Origin of the sequence: Haloechinothrix aidingensis, from assembly GCF_013450155.1 — a bacterium.
In the GTDB taxonomy this organism is placed as follows: Bacteria; Actinomycetota; Actinomycetes; order Mycobacteriales; family Pseudonocardiaceae; genus Haloechinothrix; species Haloechinothrix aidingensis.
Genome location: NZ_JACCKD010000009.1, coordinates 50,587 through 65,765 on the forward strand (window position 1 = coordinate 50,587; position 15,179 = coordinate 65,765).

Consider the following 15,179-nt stretch of genomic DNA (forward strand, 5'->3'; position numbering starts at 1 on the left):
CTTGCAGATGACCCCGCCACACGCCCACTCGAAACCGGCTGAAGCGCTCAGTCCCGCGGTGGAGTGTCCCAGTCCTGGATGTCCTTTCCGGCCTCGCGCGCCAGGATGTCCAGCGCGGCCGTCGCCCCGGCACCCGCGGAGATCACGGCCTGGCTACGGCTCGGGCGGGTGAGCCCACCCGCGGCGTACACCCGGTCGACGCTGGTGCGGTACTCGTTGTCGACGAGTACCCGCTTCTCGTCCACGTCGACGCCGAGCTCCTCGGCGAGGCCGCGGGCGCGCTTGCCTGCCGCGAGCACCACGTAGTCCGCTTCCGTGGCACCGGACCCGGACCGCACCACGAACCGGCCGTTCTCGGCGGAGACGCCGGTGACCTCCGCGTCATGCAGCTCGGCGCCGAAACCGGTGACCTGCTCACGCGCCACCGCCTGGAACGCCGAGCCGTTGATCTCGCCGATACCCAGGTAGTTGTGCAGCTCGGCGCTGTGCATCGCCGTCTTGTCCTGGCCGAAGACCACCGCGCGTTGGTCGTTCTTGGCCAGCAACAGCGCCGCGCTCAACCCAGCCGGTCCGTCTCCGACAATCACGACCGTGCTCATGACAGCTCCTCACCTCACGACTCCTCGGCCAGTCGGCCGGCACACCGACGTCGGTACAACGTAGTAGATCACGTGCGCCGGGACGTGACACGGCTCGGTACAGCACCCGGATCCGAGAAGCACCCGCGCTAGCCTGCGGGAAGCGTCGTGTCTCGTGTTCGTTCGTCCCGGGCGGGTTCCCGTTGCCGGGGGATGGCGGGTGCGAGCCAGGGTGGTGGGGTGCAGACGGGGATGCCGCCGCTTCCCATGTGGATGTTCCACTCGGAGTGGTGAATGATGCGGTGGTGCTCACCGCAGAGGAGGGCGAGGTTGGCGAGGTCGGTGGGGCCGCCGTGCGCCCAGTGCTCGATGTGGTGCGCGTGGCACCAGCCCTCGGGCCGATCACACCCCGGGAACACACATCCGCGGTCGCGGAGGGCGAGGGCGCGGCGCTGGGCTGTGGAGACCAGCCGCTGCTCGCGCCCCAGATCGAGCACCTCGCCCTTGGATCCGAGCACCGCGGGGATCACCCCCGCGTCACAGGCCAGGCGACGCGCCTGTTCCGCGCTGGTCGGCATATCGTGGTTGAGCAGCCCGGTCGCGCCCGGCAGGCTGTCGGTACACAGCTCGCGCAGGCCGATCGTGACCACGATGCGGGGCCGCTCGCCGCCCTCGCTGGGCAGGGTGCCCGCCCGCAGGGAGTGGTCGGCCAGCTCGGCCAGCGCGTCCCCGTAGCGCTGCGCGGGCTCACGCTCATCGAGCCCGTGCTCGCTCGAGGGGCGGGGCTTGGCCAGCGGACTCAACGCCGCCTCCAACGCCCGACCCGCCTCCGCATCCAACACCCCGACCAGGCCCAGCCGCCCGTCCCGGCGCCACCCCAACCGCAGCTCCCGCGCGGGCCGGGCCGGATCATCCCCACCAGGCGAGGTCCCATCGGGTTGCACATAGGCCAGGATGCGCCGCCCGGCCTTACGCACCTTCGCCGGGGTCGACACCCGCGCCAGATTCACCAGCGTGGCCTCACTCTCCCACCGATCCCCCTCCGACACAGTGCCCGGCATCTCGGCCAACGTCTCCCGCACCGCATCCACATGCGCGGTCCCGATCGCACCCTCCCGCAACGCCACCCCCGACTGCGGAGCCAGCGCCGCCACCTCCCCCGTACCGGACCGCACCGGGTTACACCCCGTCGCCCGCGCTACCCGCCGATTCGCCTCGGACTTGTCGACCCGCAGAGTATTGCGCACCAGCACCGCCAGCGTGCCGTGCCCGAACTCGGCCATCACCCCCCGCGAGGCCACCTCAGCCAGAATCTCCCCCTGGATCGCCGCCGCCTGCCGCTGCAGCACCTCCAAGGACTGCAGCGACGCCATCAACTCCTCCCGAGACGCCCGCCACCACTCGGTGCCGGACGCAGGAAGAGCGACATCCCCAGAAACAACCATCACCACCCATAATAGAACACGTGTTCGAGAATGTCCACCGCGCACCCATCGGTGGCGGCAACGCCCTCGCCGTCGAACACCGCGACCGGCGTGTGGCCCGGGACTGACCCGCAACCTGACCGGGAGGTACTGACATGACCAGTAAGTTCACCGAGCTCGCGATCGATTGTGCCGATCCCGGCGGTCTCGCCCGGTTCTGGTGCTCGGTCCTCGATTACGAGGTGCAAGACGAAGAGGACGGAATCGTCACGATCGGCTCCCCTCAGGTGCCTGACGGCAGGAACCACCTCGGCCCGGTGCCACCGACATTGACGTTCGCGCAGGTGCCCGAGGGCAGGATCGTCAAGAACAGGCTCCACATCGACGTCAACCCGACCGACTTGGAGCAGGACGAGGAGGTCCGTCGCCTGCTCGGCCTAGGTGCTCGACACGCCGACGTCGGCCAAGGCGATGAAAGCTGGGTCGTCCTTGCCGACCCGGAGGGCAACGAGTTCTGCGTCCTTGCGGACCGCTGCCCCTGACCGCAGGTCGCACACCGCGCCGGTCTCACCCTTGCGGGACCGAACGCAGCAGCTCGCGCAGGCCGTCCGCGTCGAGCAGGTCGGCCGGGCGCAGGGTGCGGTTGGACCGTACGTAGTGGAACGCCGCACGCACCCGCTCCAGCGGCGCTTCCGCCAGCGCCGCCCACGCCACGCGATACGCGGCCAGCTGCACGGCGAGCGCAGGCATCGCCTCCTCGTTCGGGACGGCCCCTGTCTTCCAGTCCACCACGGTCCAGCCGCCGTCCGGGTCGGCGAAGACCGCGTCCATCCGGCCTCGCACCGTCACCCCGTCGACGTCGCAGGCGAACGGGACCTCGACATCGTGCGGGGTGCGCACCGCCCACTCGCTCGCCTCGAACGCCTGCCGCAAGGCTTCCTGGCCCGCATCCTCCACCGCGCCGGTGTCCGCCGCACCCGGCAGGTCATCGAAATCGAACAGCCTGCCACCGGCGAAGCGGCGCTCCAGCCACGCGTGAAACGTGGTGCCCCGGCGCGCGACGGTGTTCGGCGGGCTCGGTAGCGGCCTGCGCAGTCGCGCGGCGAGCGCACCGGGATCGTCGGCGAGCTCGACGAGCTGGCTCACCGACAGCTGACCGGGTAGTCGCACCTCGGTGGCCGCCGAGCGGGCCCGCTCCCGCTCGGCGAGGAGCACGTCGGTATCAGCGGCCCAGCCTTCGGGGTCCTCGGCTTCCCCGGCGTCGGTGTCCTCCGGGTCTGCCTCCGCGTCGATCCGGGCACGCACCAGCGCCGCGCCATCCTGCACCGCTGCCCGCCGCTCGCCGAGGGGGTCCGCGGGCCACTCCGTCTCGCGCGCCGACTCCACGAACGGGTTCGCCGCGCCCTCCTGCGGCTGGTCCGCCCATACCTCGATCCTGCCGAGCGGCTCATCCGCATCGGCGGACTCCCGGATCCGGTCGGCGATCTCGGTGAGGAACGTCGACGGCCCGCGCGGCGTCGACCCGGTCTCGTTCCACCAGTACCCGGAGACCAGCAGGGAGTGCTCGGCACGGGTGAGCGCCACGTAGCACAGCCTGCGCTCCTCCTCCGCGTGCCGCTCGCCGAACTCCTCCTCATGGCACCGCAGCGCCTCGATGACGTCCTTGCGGTCCGCGCATCCGGACAGCTCGAGCTTCGGCAGGTCGGCGGCGTCGCCCCGGAGCTCGGCAGGCAGCTCGGTCGGAGTCCTCAGCCACGAGCCCGACCGGCGCTTGCCAGGGAACACGCCGTCGACCAGGTGCGGCACCGCGACGATCCGCCACTCCAGGCCCTTGGCAGCATGCACGGTGAGCACCTGCACCCTGTCCTCGGCCACCGTGACCTCGCCGGGTTCGAGACCGTTCTCGGCGTGCTCGGCGGTGGCCAGGTAGTCCACGAACGACAGCAACGTCGGGGCGGTCGCGTGCTCGGCGAACTCGGTGACGACCTTGGCGAACGCGTCCAGGTGCGCGTGGCCCGCACCGTCGGCCCTGCTGCTGGCCTCGACATCCAGGCGCATCGTCCGCTCCACATCGGCGACCAGCTCCGCCAGCGGCTGGTCGAGCCTGCCGCGCAGGGCGGCGAGGTCGGCACCCAGGGTCCGGATCCTGCGGTAGCCCTCCTGCGAGTACCGTTCCGCCCCGCCCGGGTCGTCCACGGCGTCGATCAGCCCCGCCGACTCGGCCCGTTCGGACACCAGCGTGTCGGGATCGGCCCCCGGCTCGGCCGCCCCGGGTGAGTCGGCGGAGAGCTCGCTCGCCCTCCGGGACAGCGCGGCGATGTCGGCCGCGCCGAGGCGCATCCGCGCACCCGTGAGCAACCGCGCAGCCGCGCTCCCGGAGAGCGGTTCGGCGAGCACCCGCAGTACCGCGACGAGGTCGGCGATCTCGGGCTCGTCGAGCAGACCGCCGAGGCCCACGACCTCCACGGGCAACCCGCGCGCACGCAGTGCCTCCGCGATCGGTGCCATGTCCGCCCGCCTGCGTACGAGCACGGCCGCGGTGGGCGAGTCCCCGCCAGCGCACGCCTCGAACCAGCGTCTCGCGACTTCCCCGGCCACCCAGGTCCGTTCGGAGTCCACATCGTCGAGCAGCGCACACCCCACGTCGGCGGGGGCGGCGTCGGGGCGCGCCCGCAGCTCCGCGACGGCGCCCTGCCCGCGCAGCGGCCCGGACAGGGCGTTCGCCAGGCTCAGTACCTGGGGCGGGTTACGGAAGCTGGTCAGCAGGCCGTACTCCGCGGCAGGTCCCACTGAAGTGCCGCGTGGGCCGGGGAAATCCGTGGTGAACCGGGCGAGGTTGGCCGCGCTCGCGCCGCGCCACCCGTAGATCGCCTGCAGCGGGTCGCCGACCGCGGTGACCGGAAGCGGCGACCGGGTGCCCCGCCCGAACAGCTCCCGCAGCAGGACCCGCTGAGCGTGCCCGGTGTCCTGGTACTCGTCCAGCAGCACGGCGCCGTACCGCTCCCGCTCGATCTCGGCGACCTCGGGATGGTCCCGCGCCAGCCGCGCGGCCAGCGCCATCTGATCGGCGAAGTCCAGCGCGCCTTCCGCGCGCTTGCGTCGCTCGTACTCGGCGACCAGCGGCAGCAGCTGCAGCCGGAAGCGCTGCCGCTCGCAGATCGTGGTGAGCTCGACGGGCAGGTCCGCGCGCTGCCCCTTCGCGCGCGGGGCTTGCTCGATCGCGTTGATCACCCGTTCCGAGTAGGAGACCAGCTCGTCGGGATCCACGAGGTGCTCGCCCAACTCGCCTGCCAGTCCGAGCAGCCGGGCGGTGATCGTGCCCGGCACGGCATCGGTGTCGATGTCGCCGTCCCACGTCGCCACCACCCGGTGAGCCAACTGCCAGGACGCGGTCTCGGACAGCAGCCGCGCACCCGGCTGCACGGGGATGCGCAGCCCGTGTTCCGACAGCAACCGCCCCGCGTAGGCGTGATAGGTCAGCACGGTCGGCTCACCCGCGAGCACCCGCGCGGTGCGCTCTCCCGTCGGGTCCAGCCGGTCCAGCAGCCCCGAACCGGCGAGCCTGCGCAGCCGCGCCCGGACCCGCTCGGCCAGCTGGCGAGCCGCCTTGCGCGTGAAGGTCAACCCGAGCACCCGCTCCGGGGCGACCACGCCGTTGGCCACCAGCCACACCACCCTGGCGGCCATGGTCTCGGTCTTGCCGGCACCGGCGCCCGCCACCACGAGGCCCGGCTCGGCGGGCGCGGCGATCACCTGGGCCTGCTCACCGGTCGGTGCGGGCAGCCCCAGCGCGGCCGTCACATCCTGCGGGCTGGCCGTCACGAGGTCACCTGCCTTCCTTCCGGCCGGAGCGGGCAGCACGAACGGACCGGGCAGCGCGGGCAATCCGGGTTCTCCCGCGCGACGAACTCCGGGCCGACGCTGGCCAACGCGGCCGAACGGACGACATCCAGCCAGCGCGCGACCGAGTGCTCGTCGAGCGGTTCCTGCGCGCGCTGGCTCGCGCCGGTCTTGTTGTGGCTCTTGGCCGGGTAAACCAGGCGGGCCCCGCCCGGTTCGGCGGAGTCGGTCAGCGAGATCGCCAGCTGGTAGCTGGCCAGCTGTGGATGCTCCTGCGCGTCGGCGACACTGATCGGCGTCTTCGCGGTCTTGATGTCCACGATCACCGGCCTGCCTCGGGCGTCCCGCTCCAGGCGGTCCATCCTGCCGCGCAGGATCACCTCCGGAACGCCCTCCTCGCCGGGCAGCTCCACCCGCACATCGGCCTCCACAGCCTCCTGGGTCAGCTCGTCCCGGCTGACCCGCAGCCACTCGGTGAAACTGTCCACCATCCTGGCGATCCGCTCGTGCTCCTTACGGGAGAACCACGGCGCGCCCGCGTCGACCCGGGACCACGCCGCCGCCAGCGCCTCATTGAGCTCGTCGGCCGTCGCGCCGGTCGCCGCCGCGTGCGCGAGCCCGTGCACGATCGTCCCGGCGACGGCAGGCAGCTCCGCGGGATCCGTGCCGCCGTGCCGTTCCAGCACCCAGCGGAGCGGGCAGCGGATCAGGAGATCCACAGTAGATGGTGAGACCGAGATGGGTTCGCCCTCCGCGCGCAGTGGCGCCTCCGTCGACACGCCCGCGAGGCCGTACCACGAGTCCGGGTGTGCCCCACTGACGCCCGCCCGGGCCAGCCTGGCGAGCTGACTGGCGGCACGGGCGCGGCGGCGCTCGTCGGTGTTCGGGTCGCAGACCGCGGCACGCAACTCACCCACGAGCCTGGACATCACGAGCGGGCGGTGCGCTCGCTCCGGCGTGCGTGCCGAGCCGGTGTCCTCACCGGCGAGCGGCTCGAGCTCATCCAGGAAGCGGGAAGGCTGCTCGTCCTCCCCGGTGACCGCGCTGGCCAGCAGCCGCTCGCGCGCCCTGCTCACCGCGACGTAGAGCAACCTCCGTTCCTCGGCCAGTACGGGCGCGACAGCCGAGACGCCCTTCGACTCGATCCCGGCCAGCAGGTCCACCATCCGCTCCACGCCCAGCAACGAGCCGCGCAGCCGCAGGTCCGGCCAGCTTCCCTCCTGGATCCCCGGAATCGCCACGACCGTCCACTCGCGACCAGCTGCCGAATGCGCCGTCCGCAGCTCGACTCCCTCGGACTTGGCGGCAGCAGGGGCGAGGCTGTCTCCCGCGATCTGCTGGGACAGCAGGTAGTCGGCGAACCCGGTCACACCGGCGTGCGGCAGCCTGTCGACATATTGCCCCGCCGCGTGGAACAGGGCGACCACGGCGTCCAGATCGGCATCGGCCTGCCTGCCGAGCGTGCCACCCCGCTCCGACTGCGCGGCCCAGCGCTGCTGGAGCCCGCTCTCCCGCCACAGCTCCCACAGCACGTGCTCCACCCCTGCTCCCCTGTCGATGGCGGCACGTCCCGCGGACAGCACCGCGCTCACCCGGCGCAGCGCCCCGGCCTCGGAGTCGGCGAGCCCGGTCAACGGGTCGGCCGACCGCAGCGCCTCGGTGAGCAAGTCGTCGCTGGAGCGCTGTCCCCCGGAGGCCACCTCCAACCGGCGCAACCCGCGCCGGAGCCTGCGTAGCGCTAGCGGATCCGCGCCTCCGAGCGGGGAGGCCAGCAGCTCCTCAGCGGTATCGGGATCCACGACGGATGGATCGGCAGCCGCGCGCAACGCGGTCAGCAACGGGCGCACCGCCTGGTTGCGCGCGAGCGGTCCGTCGGAGGCCGCCGCGGACACCGGGACCCCAGCGGCACGGAACGCGCGCAGCAGCACGGGGAACACGCGGCCGGCCGAGCGCGCGAGTACGGCCATGTCCGACCACGCCACGCCATCCACAAGGTGTGCCCGGCGCAGCTGGTCGGCGACCCAGCTCGCCTCGGCGGCCTCCGTGGCGAACACCCGCACGGCGACCGAAGCCGGATCATCACCGGACTCCGTGCCCTGCTCCTGCCGCCTCCCGCGGCGCCCTGGCCGGTGCGCGGCTGCCCCGGGCAGCGACTCGGCGACGCGCGCCACGCACTCCCGGACCGGCCCGCCCAGCCGGTGGTCGTCCGCGAGTACGACGGTGCGCGAACCATCCGGATCGGCGCCGGAAAGCAGCTCCGGGTCGGCGCCGCGGAACGAGTACACCGCCTGGTCGGGATCACCCGCGAGCACGAACTCCGTGGCGGTGTCACCGATCAGGCGCAGCAGCTTCCACTGCAGCGGGTCGAGATGCTGGGCGTCGTCGACGAGCAGGAACCGGACACGGCCGCGTTCCCGCGCGAGCAGGTCGTCGTCGTCGATGAGCGCGTACACCGCCGAGGAGACCAGCTCGGCGGCGTCCAGCGCGGGCGCTGCGGGTGCCGCCATCGCACTGCCCCCGGCCCCTTGCAGCACGGTCACCTGCTCGTACTGCGACCAGAACCGGCCTGCTGCCACCCACTCGGGCCTGCGCTCGCGCTTGCCGAGCTTGACCATGTCCCCCGGCCCCAGCCCCCGTTCCGCGGCGCGAAGCAGCAGGTCGCGCAACTCCTCGGCGAACGCGGGCACGCCGAGGGCCTGCCGGAGGTTCGCGGGCCAGTAGTCCGCGCCGGACTCGAGGTCACCCTCGAGCAGCTCGCGGATCATCGCGTCCTGCTCGGGCCCGGACAGCAGGCGCGGCTGCTGGGTACCCTCCAGGCTCGCCTGCGCGCGCAGCACGCCGAAGGCGTAGGAGTGCACCGTACGCACGAGGGGTTCACGCACGGTCCTGGGGACCCCACCGGTGTTCTCGCGCGCGGTGACCAGCCGTGTGATCGCGTCGCGCAGCGAGTCCGCCGCGTGCCGCGAGGCGGTGAGCACCAGCACCTGCTCCGGGTCCTGCCCGTGCAGGATGCGCCGTGCGGCGGCCTCGGCCAGCAGCGCCGTCTTGCCGGTGCCCGGTCCGCCGAGCACGCGCACGAAGCCGTCCCCGCCGTCCAGGACCCTGCGGGCCCGCTCACCCCACTCGTGCGCGGGCCCGTGCCCGCTCCCGCGCACGAGAGCCGGTCGCTGCGTCGAGGTCATACCCGTGATCGAACCATCCGCCACCGACGCGGCCGATACGGTGGGTCCATGGACGAGGCTCTGCACGAGCGGGTACGCGATACGGTGGCCGCCATCCCGGCAGGGCGCGTCGCGACCTACGGCGACATCGCCGCGCTGGCCGGGGCGCCCACACCGCGACTGGTCGGGCGTGTCCTGCGGGAGGACGGCGGTGACCTGCCGTGGCACCGCGTACTGCGGGCCACCGGAAAGCCGGCGGACCACCTGGGCGGTGAGCAACTGGCGCGGCTGGCCGACGAGGGTGTTCCGGCACGCGACGGCCGGGTCGAGCTGGGCCGGTACCGGTGGGACCCGCGATGAACGGCACGCTCCACCGGTGGGCCCGACCGGTGGAGCGGCACACGCCTAGCGCTCCGGCAGCTCCGCGGCGAGCAGCTTCACCAGCGCACCCAACCGCTGGCGCTGCGGCTGCACGACGGGGATGCCGTGCTCGACGAGAGGTGCGGCGGTGACCGGTCCGACGCACGCGCACAGCACCGTACGGCGTAGCGCGTCGGTGAACGCCTCGTACCTGCCGTGCTCGCGCACCAGCGTGAGCAGGTTCGCAGCCGCGGGCGCGCTGGTGAAGGCGAGCGCGTCGATCTCCCCGGCGATGGCCGCCTCTGCCAGCCGGTGCACCGCGTCGACGTCCAGCGGGTGCAGCCAGCGGTACGGTTGCAGCTCCACGACATCGGCACCCGCGGACTCCAGCGCGCCGACGAACTCCGGCAGCGGCGCGCCGTGCAGCTGCACGGCCACCCGGAAACCCGCCACCCCGCGGTCGAGGAGGTAGCGCAGCGCGTCGGCGTTGGTCTCCTCTGGCGAGGACCACTCCTCGGCCAGCCCCTCCGCCCGCACGGCGCCCTTCGCCTTCGGGCCCCGCACCACCAGCCGCGCATTGCCCAGCTCGGAGCGCAGCCGGTCACCGAGCTCCCAGTCGGTCGCTGCCGACATCCATCCCTTGAACCCCTGCCCCGTGGTGATCACGACCAGGTCGGCAGGCCGGTCGAGCAGCGCCGTGGTCGCCGAGCGCAGCCGCTCGTCCGTGGACAGCGGAACGATGCGGATCGTCGGGGCGTGCCGTACCGTCGCGCCCTGACGCTCCAGTGCCGTGCGGAACTCCTCGGCCCGCCGCTCGGCTGTGATCCCCACGGTGCGGCCCCGCAGCGGCTCGTCCCCTGCGGCACCACTTCGCCCGGTCATGGCACGACCCCGCTCGTCGCGGGCCACGGCATCTCACGGGATACGGTCATGTTCCCCATCATCGCAGCCCGCGGGTGAGGATCCCGCGAGCACGGTGGGCCGCCAACCGCGCCATGCCTGCAGGTACCGGCGGACGACCAGGTCGACGACCCGGCTCGGCACGTCCGCGCGGCCTGCCGCGTCCCGGCACAGCGGCTCGGCGACGGCATCGGCGCCACAGGCGGTGAGCGTGCGCTGGAACAGCCCTGGGGCCAGTAGCCAGGATGCCACGGCCACCCGGCCCCCCGTTGCGGTGCGCAGCTCACCGACGGCGTCGGCGACGCTCGGGCTCGCGGTCGCCGCGTACCCGATGCGTACCGGCGCGCCGATCCGCGCGGCGAGCGCGTAGGCGACGTCGTGCGCACCCATCAGCGCACGCGGGTCGCTGGAACCCGCCGCGGCGAGGACCACGCTGTGCCGCCGCGTGTACCCGGCGGCACGGAGGCGCTCGAGCAGCACTCCGATCAGCTCGGGTGCCGGACCGAACGCCGGAGCCAGCACCACACGGTCGTGGCCGCTCGCCGCGATCTGGCCCGGGATGTCGGTACGGACGTGGTAGCCGCTGCCCAGGAACGCCGGAACGACCACAGCGGGCGCGGTCTCCTCGGCGAGGACGTCGGTGACGCTCGGGGCGCGCACGTCCGCGTAGGCGACCCGTACATCGGTGTCGCGCAACACCTGCCGGACACCGGAGGCGAGCTGCTCGATCACGCGCTCGCCCTCCGGGGCGCGCGTGCCGTGCGCGGCGAGTACCAGCATGCCCTCACCACCCGAGCACGGCCTCGCCTGCCGGGCCTGCCGGGCCCGCATCCGGCGCACCCGATGCCGGCGCCGGAGCCGCGACCTCGGCTTCCGGGATCGCCAGGCGGTATCCCCGCTTGACAACGGTCTGCACGATGCGCGGGTCCCCGAGTGCCGTCCTGAGCCTGCCGACCGCCGTCTCCACCGCGTGCTCCTCCCCGCCGTTGGGCAGGCTCGCCAGCAGATCCCTGCGGGAGACGACCACGCCGGGGTTGCCTGCCAGCGCCCGGAGAACCGCCATCGGAGCCGGGGCGAGTTCACGCAGCCCGCCGTCCACGACCACGGCCTGGCCACGAACCTGCAGGGTGTGCCCGGCTACCCGGATCGTCGGAGCCCGCTCGGTCAGCTCGCACGACAGGGTGTACGCCAGCGCGCCCATCCGCGCGCGGGACGGCCGCAGCACGGGCACACCGGCCGAGGCGAGAGGTCCGGCCGCGGCCGGTCCGACCGCGGCGACCAGCACGTCGCGCCGCATCGCCGCGACAAGCGGCCCGTACCGCCTGGTACTTCCCGCCCTGGCCAGCATGCTCGCCGCTGCGGGCGCGCTGGTGAACGGCAAGGCGTCGATCAGCCCGTCCACCGTGTCGTCGATGATCCGGTCGAGCGGCTCCGGGTCCGGTGGCCGCACCCAGCGGTACACCGCGACGTCGACCACCTCAGCACCGGCGGCGCGCAACGCGCCGGCGAGTTGCGGAAGCGGCTCACCGTGTTGCTGGACCGCGATGCGCCGCCCGGCCACGCCCGAGGCGATCAGCTCCTCCAGCAGCCCGGCCGTACTCGCCGATGCCGGGGTGCGGCCCGCGTCGAGTCCGGCGGCGCGAACCGCGCCCGCGGCCGCCGGGCCACGCGCGTACAGCTCGGCCCCACCGAGCATGTCGAGCAGCGCGTCACACCCGCCCCACGCCTCCGCGGCCTCCAGCCACCCCCGGAACCCGAGTCCGCTGGTCACGACGACGGCGTCGGCGGGGTTGTCGACCAGGTCCCGGGTGCTGTCCCGCAGCTCCGTGTCGTCGGTGACCGGCATGATCCGGATAGCCGGTCCGTAGCGGACCGCGGCCCCCTGCCGCACGAACAGGGCACCGAGCTCCTCCGCGCGCCGCGCCGCTGTGACGCCGACGGTGTAGCCGGTCAGCGGCGGGAGCTCGGGCCACGAACACGCGGTTGTCACGGCCAGGGCTCCCGTACGAACACGACACCGTCGTCGAGCAGCACGTCGAAGCTGCTCACCCGCACAGACGCGTCGTCGAGGCATTCCCCCGTGCGCAGGTCGAACCGTTCCTTGTGCAACGGCGACGCGACGAACGGCACCCCGTTGGTGTCACCGACGATCCCGCGCGCGAGGACGGCGGCCCCGCTGAACGGGTCTATATTGGACAGCGCGTACACCGCACCGGAAGGGACACGGAACACGGCCGCCTGCACGCCGCCGGGAAGCAGCGCGGCGACACCGCCCGCTTGCGGGACGGCATCGACGGAGCAGACGCGGGTCCAGGACGAGCGGTCGTTGGCCTGCACGGTACCGGCGTTCATGACCTGCTCACCTCCGGGGTTCCCAGCAGCACAGGGACCTTCTGCGCACGCTCGGTGCGGAAGGAGATCGTCGGGTCGGGCGCCTCCGGGGCGTTGACGAACGACGTGAACCGGGCGAGCTTGTCCGGATCGGAGAGTACGGCGTTCCATTCGTCGACGTAGTTGGCCACGTGCTCGTGCATGGCGGCCTCCAGCTCGGCGCAGATGCCGAGGCTGTCGTCCACGATCACGGACCGGAGATGCTCGAGACCGCCGTCCATCTCCTCAAGCCACCGCGCTGTCCGCTGTAGCCGGTCAGCCGTGCGGATGTAGAACATCACGAACCGGTCGATGAGCCGGACCAGCGTTTCCGAGTCGACGTCGGATGCCAGGAGATCCGCGTGCCTCGGCAACGCCCCACCGTTGCCGCCGACGTAGAGGTTCCAGCCGCGCTCCGTCGCGATCACGCCGAAGTCCTTGCTCTGTGCCTCGGCGCACTCCCTGGCGCAGCCGGACACGGCTGCCTTGAGCTTGTGCGGCGAGCGCAGCCCCCGGTACCGCAGCTCCAGCTCGACAGCCATGCCGACCGAGTCCTGCACGCCGTACCGGCACCACGTCCAGCCGACACAGGACTTCACCGTGCGCAGCGCCTTGCCGTAGGCATGCCCCGACTCGAACCCCGCGTCGACAAGGCGCCGCCAGATCCGCGGCAGCTCATCGACCGTCGCGCCGAACATGTCGATACGCTGCCCTCCGGTGATCTTGGTGTAGAGATCGAACTCCCTGGCTATCTCGCCGATCGCGATCAGCTTCTCCGGTGTGATCTCCCCACCAGGCACCCGCGGGACCACCGAGTACGTGCCGTTGCGCTGCATGTTCGCCAGGTGCCTGTCGTTGGTGTCCTGCAGCGTGGCGTGCTCGCCGTCCAGGATGTGCTCGGTGCCGAGCGACGCCAGGATCGAGGCCACCGCCGGTTTGCAGATCGCGCACCCGTTGCCGCTGCCGTACCGGGCGATGAGCTCGCTGAACGTGGCGATGCCCGTCCCGGCGACGATCTCGAACAGCTCGGACCTCGACTGGGGGAAGTGCTCGCAGACCGCCGTGGACTGCTCGACCCCGCAGGAGTCGAGCAGCTTGCTGAGCAGGGGGACGCAGGAGCCGCATCCGGTGCCCGCACCGGTGCACGCCTTGAGGCCGGAGACCGACTCGCACCCGCCCTCGTGGACCGCGGACGTGATGGCTCCCTTGGTCACGGCATTGCAGGAGCAGACCTGCGCCTCGTCAGGCAGCGCGTCGACCCCGACGCCGCCGCCTGCCGCCCCGTCCGGGGACAGGATCGCGGCCGGGTCATCGGGCAGCGCCCGGCCGACGAGCGTGCGCAGCGTGTTGAACTCGCCGGTGTCGCCGACCAGAACCCCGCCGAGGAGGGTCGTGCCGTCATCGGAGACCACCAGCTTCTTGTACGTGCCCGCGACGGCGTCGTTGACGACGACCTCGAGGGCTCCCTCGGTCTCGGCATGCGCGTCGCCGAAACTGGCGACGTCGACACCGAGCAGCTTCAGCTTGGTCGAGGTGTCCGCGCCGGGGAAGGTCGCCGGATGCCCCGAGGTCAGCTGCGCGGCCACCGCCTCGGCCATCGCGTAGCCGGGCGCGACGAGCCCGTAGGTCGTCCCCTGCACGGCCGCGCACTCCCCGATGGCGTACACATCGGCGGTCCCGGTCCGGCACTGCTCGTCGACGAGGACCCCGCCACGCTCGGCGATCTCCAGCCCGCAGGAGCGGGCCAGGTCGTCCCTCGGCCGGATGCCCGCGGAGAACACGACGAGGTCGGCGTCCAGATCGGTACCGTTGCCCAGCCGCGCGACCAGCCTGTTCCCGTCCCGCACGATCTCCGCCGTCGAGGTAGCGGTGTGTACCGTGACGTCGAGCTCGGTGACCAGCCGCGCGAGCAGTGCCCCACCCCCGTCGTCGATCTGCAGCGGCATCAGCCGCGGCGCCATCTCGACCACGTGCGGCGACAGGTCCATGTCCCGCAACGCCTTGGCGGCCTCGAGCCCGAGCAATCCCCCGCCGACCACGATCCCGGAGGCCCGGCCGTGCCCGTCCCGCGCGCGCCGCGCGGCCGCGTGGATCGCGTCCAGGTCGTCGATCGTGCGATACACGAAACAGCCGGGTAGGTCGTGTCCGGGGACCGGCGGGACGAACGGGCGTGAGCCGGTGGCCAGTACGAGGGCGTCGTAGGGTTGCTCCGCCCCGCTCGCCGTGGTCACCACCTTGCGTTCGGTGTCGACGGCCGAGGCCGGATCGCCCAACCGCAGCTCGACGCGCTCATCGGTGGCGTGGTCCGCCCCGGGCAACACCAGCGCCCCGGCGTCCCATGAGTCCACATAGGACGACAAACCCACCCGGTCGTATGCCGGGCGTGCTTCCTCGGCGAGCACGACGACGTGCCAGTCCCCTGCGACGTCGGCGGCGCGGACCGCCTCGACCAGGCGGTGCCCCACCATGCCGTTCCCGACGACAACGAGCGTGCGACTCATCCATACACCTCCGCGAACGCGTTGCCTCACATCGTCACCGCCCGC

General features: G+C 72.6%; 11 protein-coding genes. 2 read left to right on the forward strand and 9 right to left on the reverse strand.

What is annotated here, in order from left to right:
- Nucleotides 1-47: 47 nt before the first annotated feature.
- Both H0B56_RS20590 and H0B56_RS20595 read right to left on the reverse strand, forming a co-directional pair.
- The gene (locus H0B56_RS20590) at nt 48-599 is read right to left on the reverse strand and encodes an FAD-dependent oxidoreductase (RefSeq protein WP_180894764.1); all 552 of its coding nucleotides are present in this window, start codon (nt 597-599) and stop codon (nt 48-50) included.
- Between the two features lie 128 nt (nt 600-727).
- A complete protein-coding gene (locus H0B56_RS20595; protein WP_180894765.1) occupies nt 728-1,951 on the reverse strand; it encodes an HNH endonuclease signature motif containing protein in 1,224 nt (407 codons plus the stop codon).
- 206 nt (nt 1,952-2,157) lie between these two features.
- On the opposite strand from H0B56_RS20595, the gene H0B56_RS20600 reads away from it, so the two are divergent.
- Nucleotides 2,158-2,544: a VOC family protein gene (locus tag H0B56_RS20600; protein ID WP_180894766.1), complete on the forward strand. Its 387-nt coding sequence runs from the start codon at nt 2,158-2,160 to the stop codon at nt 2,542-2,544.
- Between the two features lie 25 nt (nt 2,545-2,569).
- Here H0B56_RS20600 and H0B56_RS20605 read toward each other — a convergent pair whose 3' ends face one another.
- Together H0B56_RS20605 and H0B56_RS20610 are read right to left on the reverse strand one after the other, a co-directional pair.
- Complete coding sequence (locus tag H0B56_RS20605; protein ID WP_180894767.1) at nt 2,570-5,824, reverse strand: UvrD-helicase domain-containing protein; 3,255 nt, start codon at nt 5,822-5,824, stop codon at nt 2,570-2,572.
- On the reverse strand, nt 5,821-9,024 hold the full coding sequence (locus tag H0B56_RS20610; RefSeq protein ID WP_180894768.1) for an ATP-dependent helicase: 3,204 nt from the start codon (nt 9,022-9,024) through the stop codon (nt 5,821-5,823). The genes H0B56_RS20605 and H0B56_RS20610 overlap by 4 nt, the downstream gene beginning before the upstream one ends.
- Nucleotides 9,025-9,072: 48 nt before the next feature.
- Here H0B56_RS20610 and H0B56_RS20615 point away from each other — a divergent pair, with 48 nt between their 5' ends.
- Entirely contained in the window at nt 9,073-9,363 is a 291-nt protein-coding gene (locus tag H0B56_RS20615) for an MGMT family protein (protein WP_180894769.1), read from the forward strand.
- 45 nt (nt 9,364-9,408) lie between these two features.
- Here H0B56_RS20615 and H0B56_RS20620 read toward each other — a convergent pair whose 3' ends face one another.
- From H0B56_RS20620 to nirB, 5 genes are read right to left on the reverse strand one after another with little or no spacing between them, the layout of a single operon-like run.
- The gene (locus H0B56_RS20620; RefSeq protein WP_180894770.1) at nt 9,409-10,245 is read right to left on the reverse strand and encodes a uroporphyrinogen-III synthase; all 837 of its coding nucleotides are present in this window, start codon (nt 10,243-10,245) and stop codon (nt 9,409-9,411) included.
- A gap of 33 nt (nt 10,246-10,278) precedes the next feature.
- The gene (locus H0B56_RS20625) at nt 10,279-11,094 is read right to left on the reverse strand and encodes a sirohydrochlorin chelatase (RefSeq protein ID WP_246361383.1); all 816 of its coding nucleotides are present in this window, start codon (nt 11,092-11,094) and stop codon (nt 10,279-10,281) included.
- Nucleotides 11,048-12,253 (reverse strand): uroporphyrinogen-III synthase, encoded by a 1,206-nt coding sequence (locus H0B56_RS20630; RefSeq protein WP_343063981.1) that lies wholly within the window; start codon nt 12,251-12,253, stop codon nt 11,048-11,050. The genes H0B56_RS20625 and H0B56_RS20630 overlap by 47 nt, the downstream gene beginning before the upstream one ends.
- Entirely contained in the window at nt 12,250-12,615 is a 366-nt protein-coding gene (nirD, locus tag H0B56_RS20635) for a nitrite reductase small subunit NirD (protein ID WP_180894773.1), read from the reverse strand. The genes H0B56_RS20630 and nirD overlap by 4 nt, the downstream gene beginning before the upstream one ends.
- Nucleotides 12,612-15,134: a nitrite reductase large subunit NirB gene (nirB, locus tag H0B56_RS20640; protein WP_180894774.1), complete on the reverse strand. Its 2,523-nt coding sequence runs from the start codon at nt 15,132-15,134 to the stop codon at nt 12,612-12,614. The genes nirD and nirB overlap by 4 nt, the downstream gene beginning before the upstream one ends.
- Nucleotides 15,135-15,179: the final 45 nt, after the last annotated feature.

Excerpts from the sequence above, each read along its gene's own strand:
- H0B56_RS20590 (WP_180894764.1), bottom strand. The coding sequence starts at position 599 with ATGAGCACGGTCGTGATTGTCGGAGACGGACCGGCTGGGTTGAGCGCG.
- H0B56_RS20595 (WP_180894765.1), bottom strand. The coding sequence starts at position 1,951 with ATGGCGTCGCTGCAGTCCTTGGAGGTGCTGCAGCGGCAGGCGGCGGCG.
- H0B56_RS20600 (WP_180894766.1), top strand. The coding sequence starts at position 2,158 with ATGACCAGTAAGTTCACCGAGCTCGCGATCGATTGTGCCGATCCCGGC.
- H0B56_RS20610 (WP_180894768.1), bottom strand. The coding sequence starts at position 9,024 with ATGACCTCGACGCAGCGACCGGCTCTCGTGCGCGGGAGCGGGCACGGG.
- H0B56_RS20615 (WP_180894769.1), top strand. The coding sequence starts at position 9,073 with ATGGACGAGGCTCTGCACGAGCGGGTACGCGATACGGTGGCCGCCATC.
- H0B56_RS20620 (WP_180894770.1), bottom strand. The coding sequence starts at position 10,245 with ATGACCGGGCGAAGTGGTGCCGCAGGGGACGAGCCGCTGCGGGGCCGC.
- H0B56_RS20625 (WP_246361383.1), bottom strand. The coding sequence starts at position 11,094 with ATGCGGGCCCGGCAGGCCCGGCAGGCGAGGCCGTGCTCGGGTGGTGAG.
- nirD (WP_180894773.1), bottom strand. The coding sequence starts at position 12,615 with ATGAACGCCGGTACCGTGCAGGCCAACGACCGCTCGTCCTGGACCCGC.
- nirB (WP_180894774.1), bottom strand. The coding sequence starts at position 15,134 with ATGAGTCGCACGCTCGTTGTCGTCGGGAACGGCATGGTGGGGCACCGC.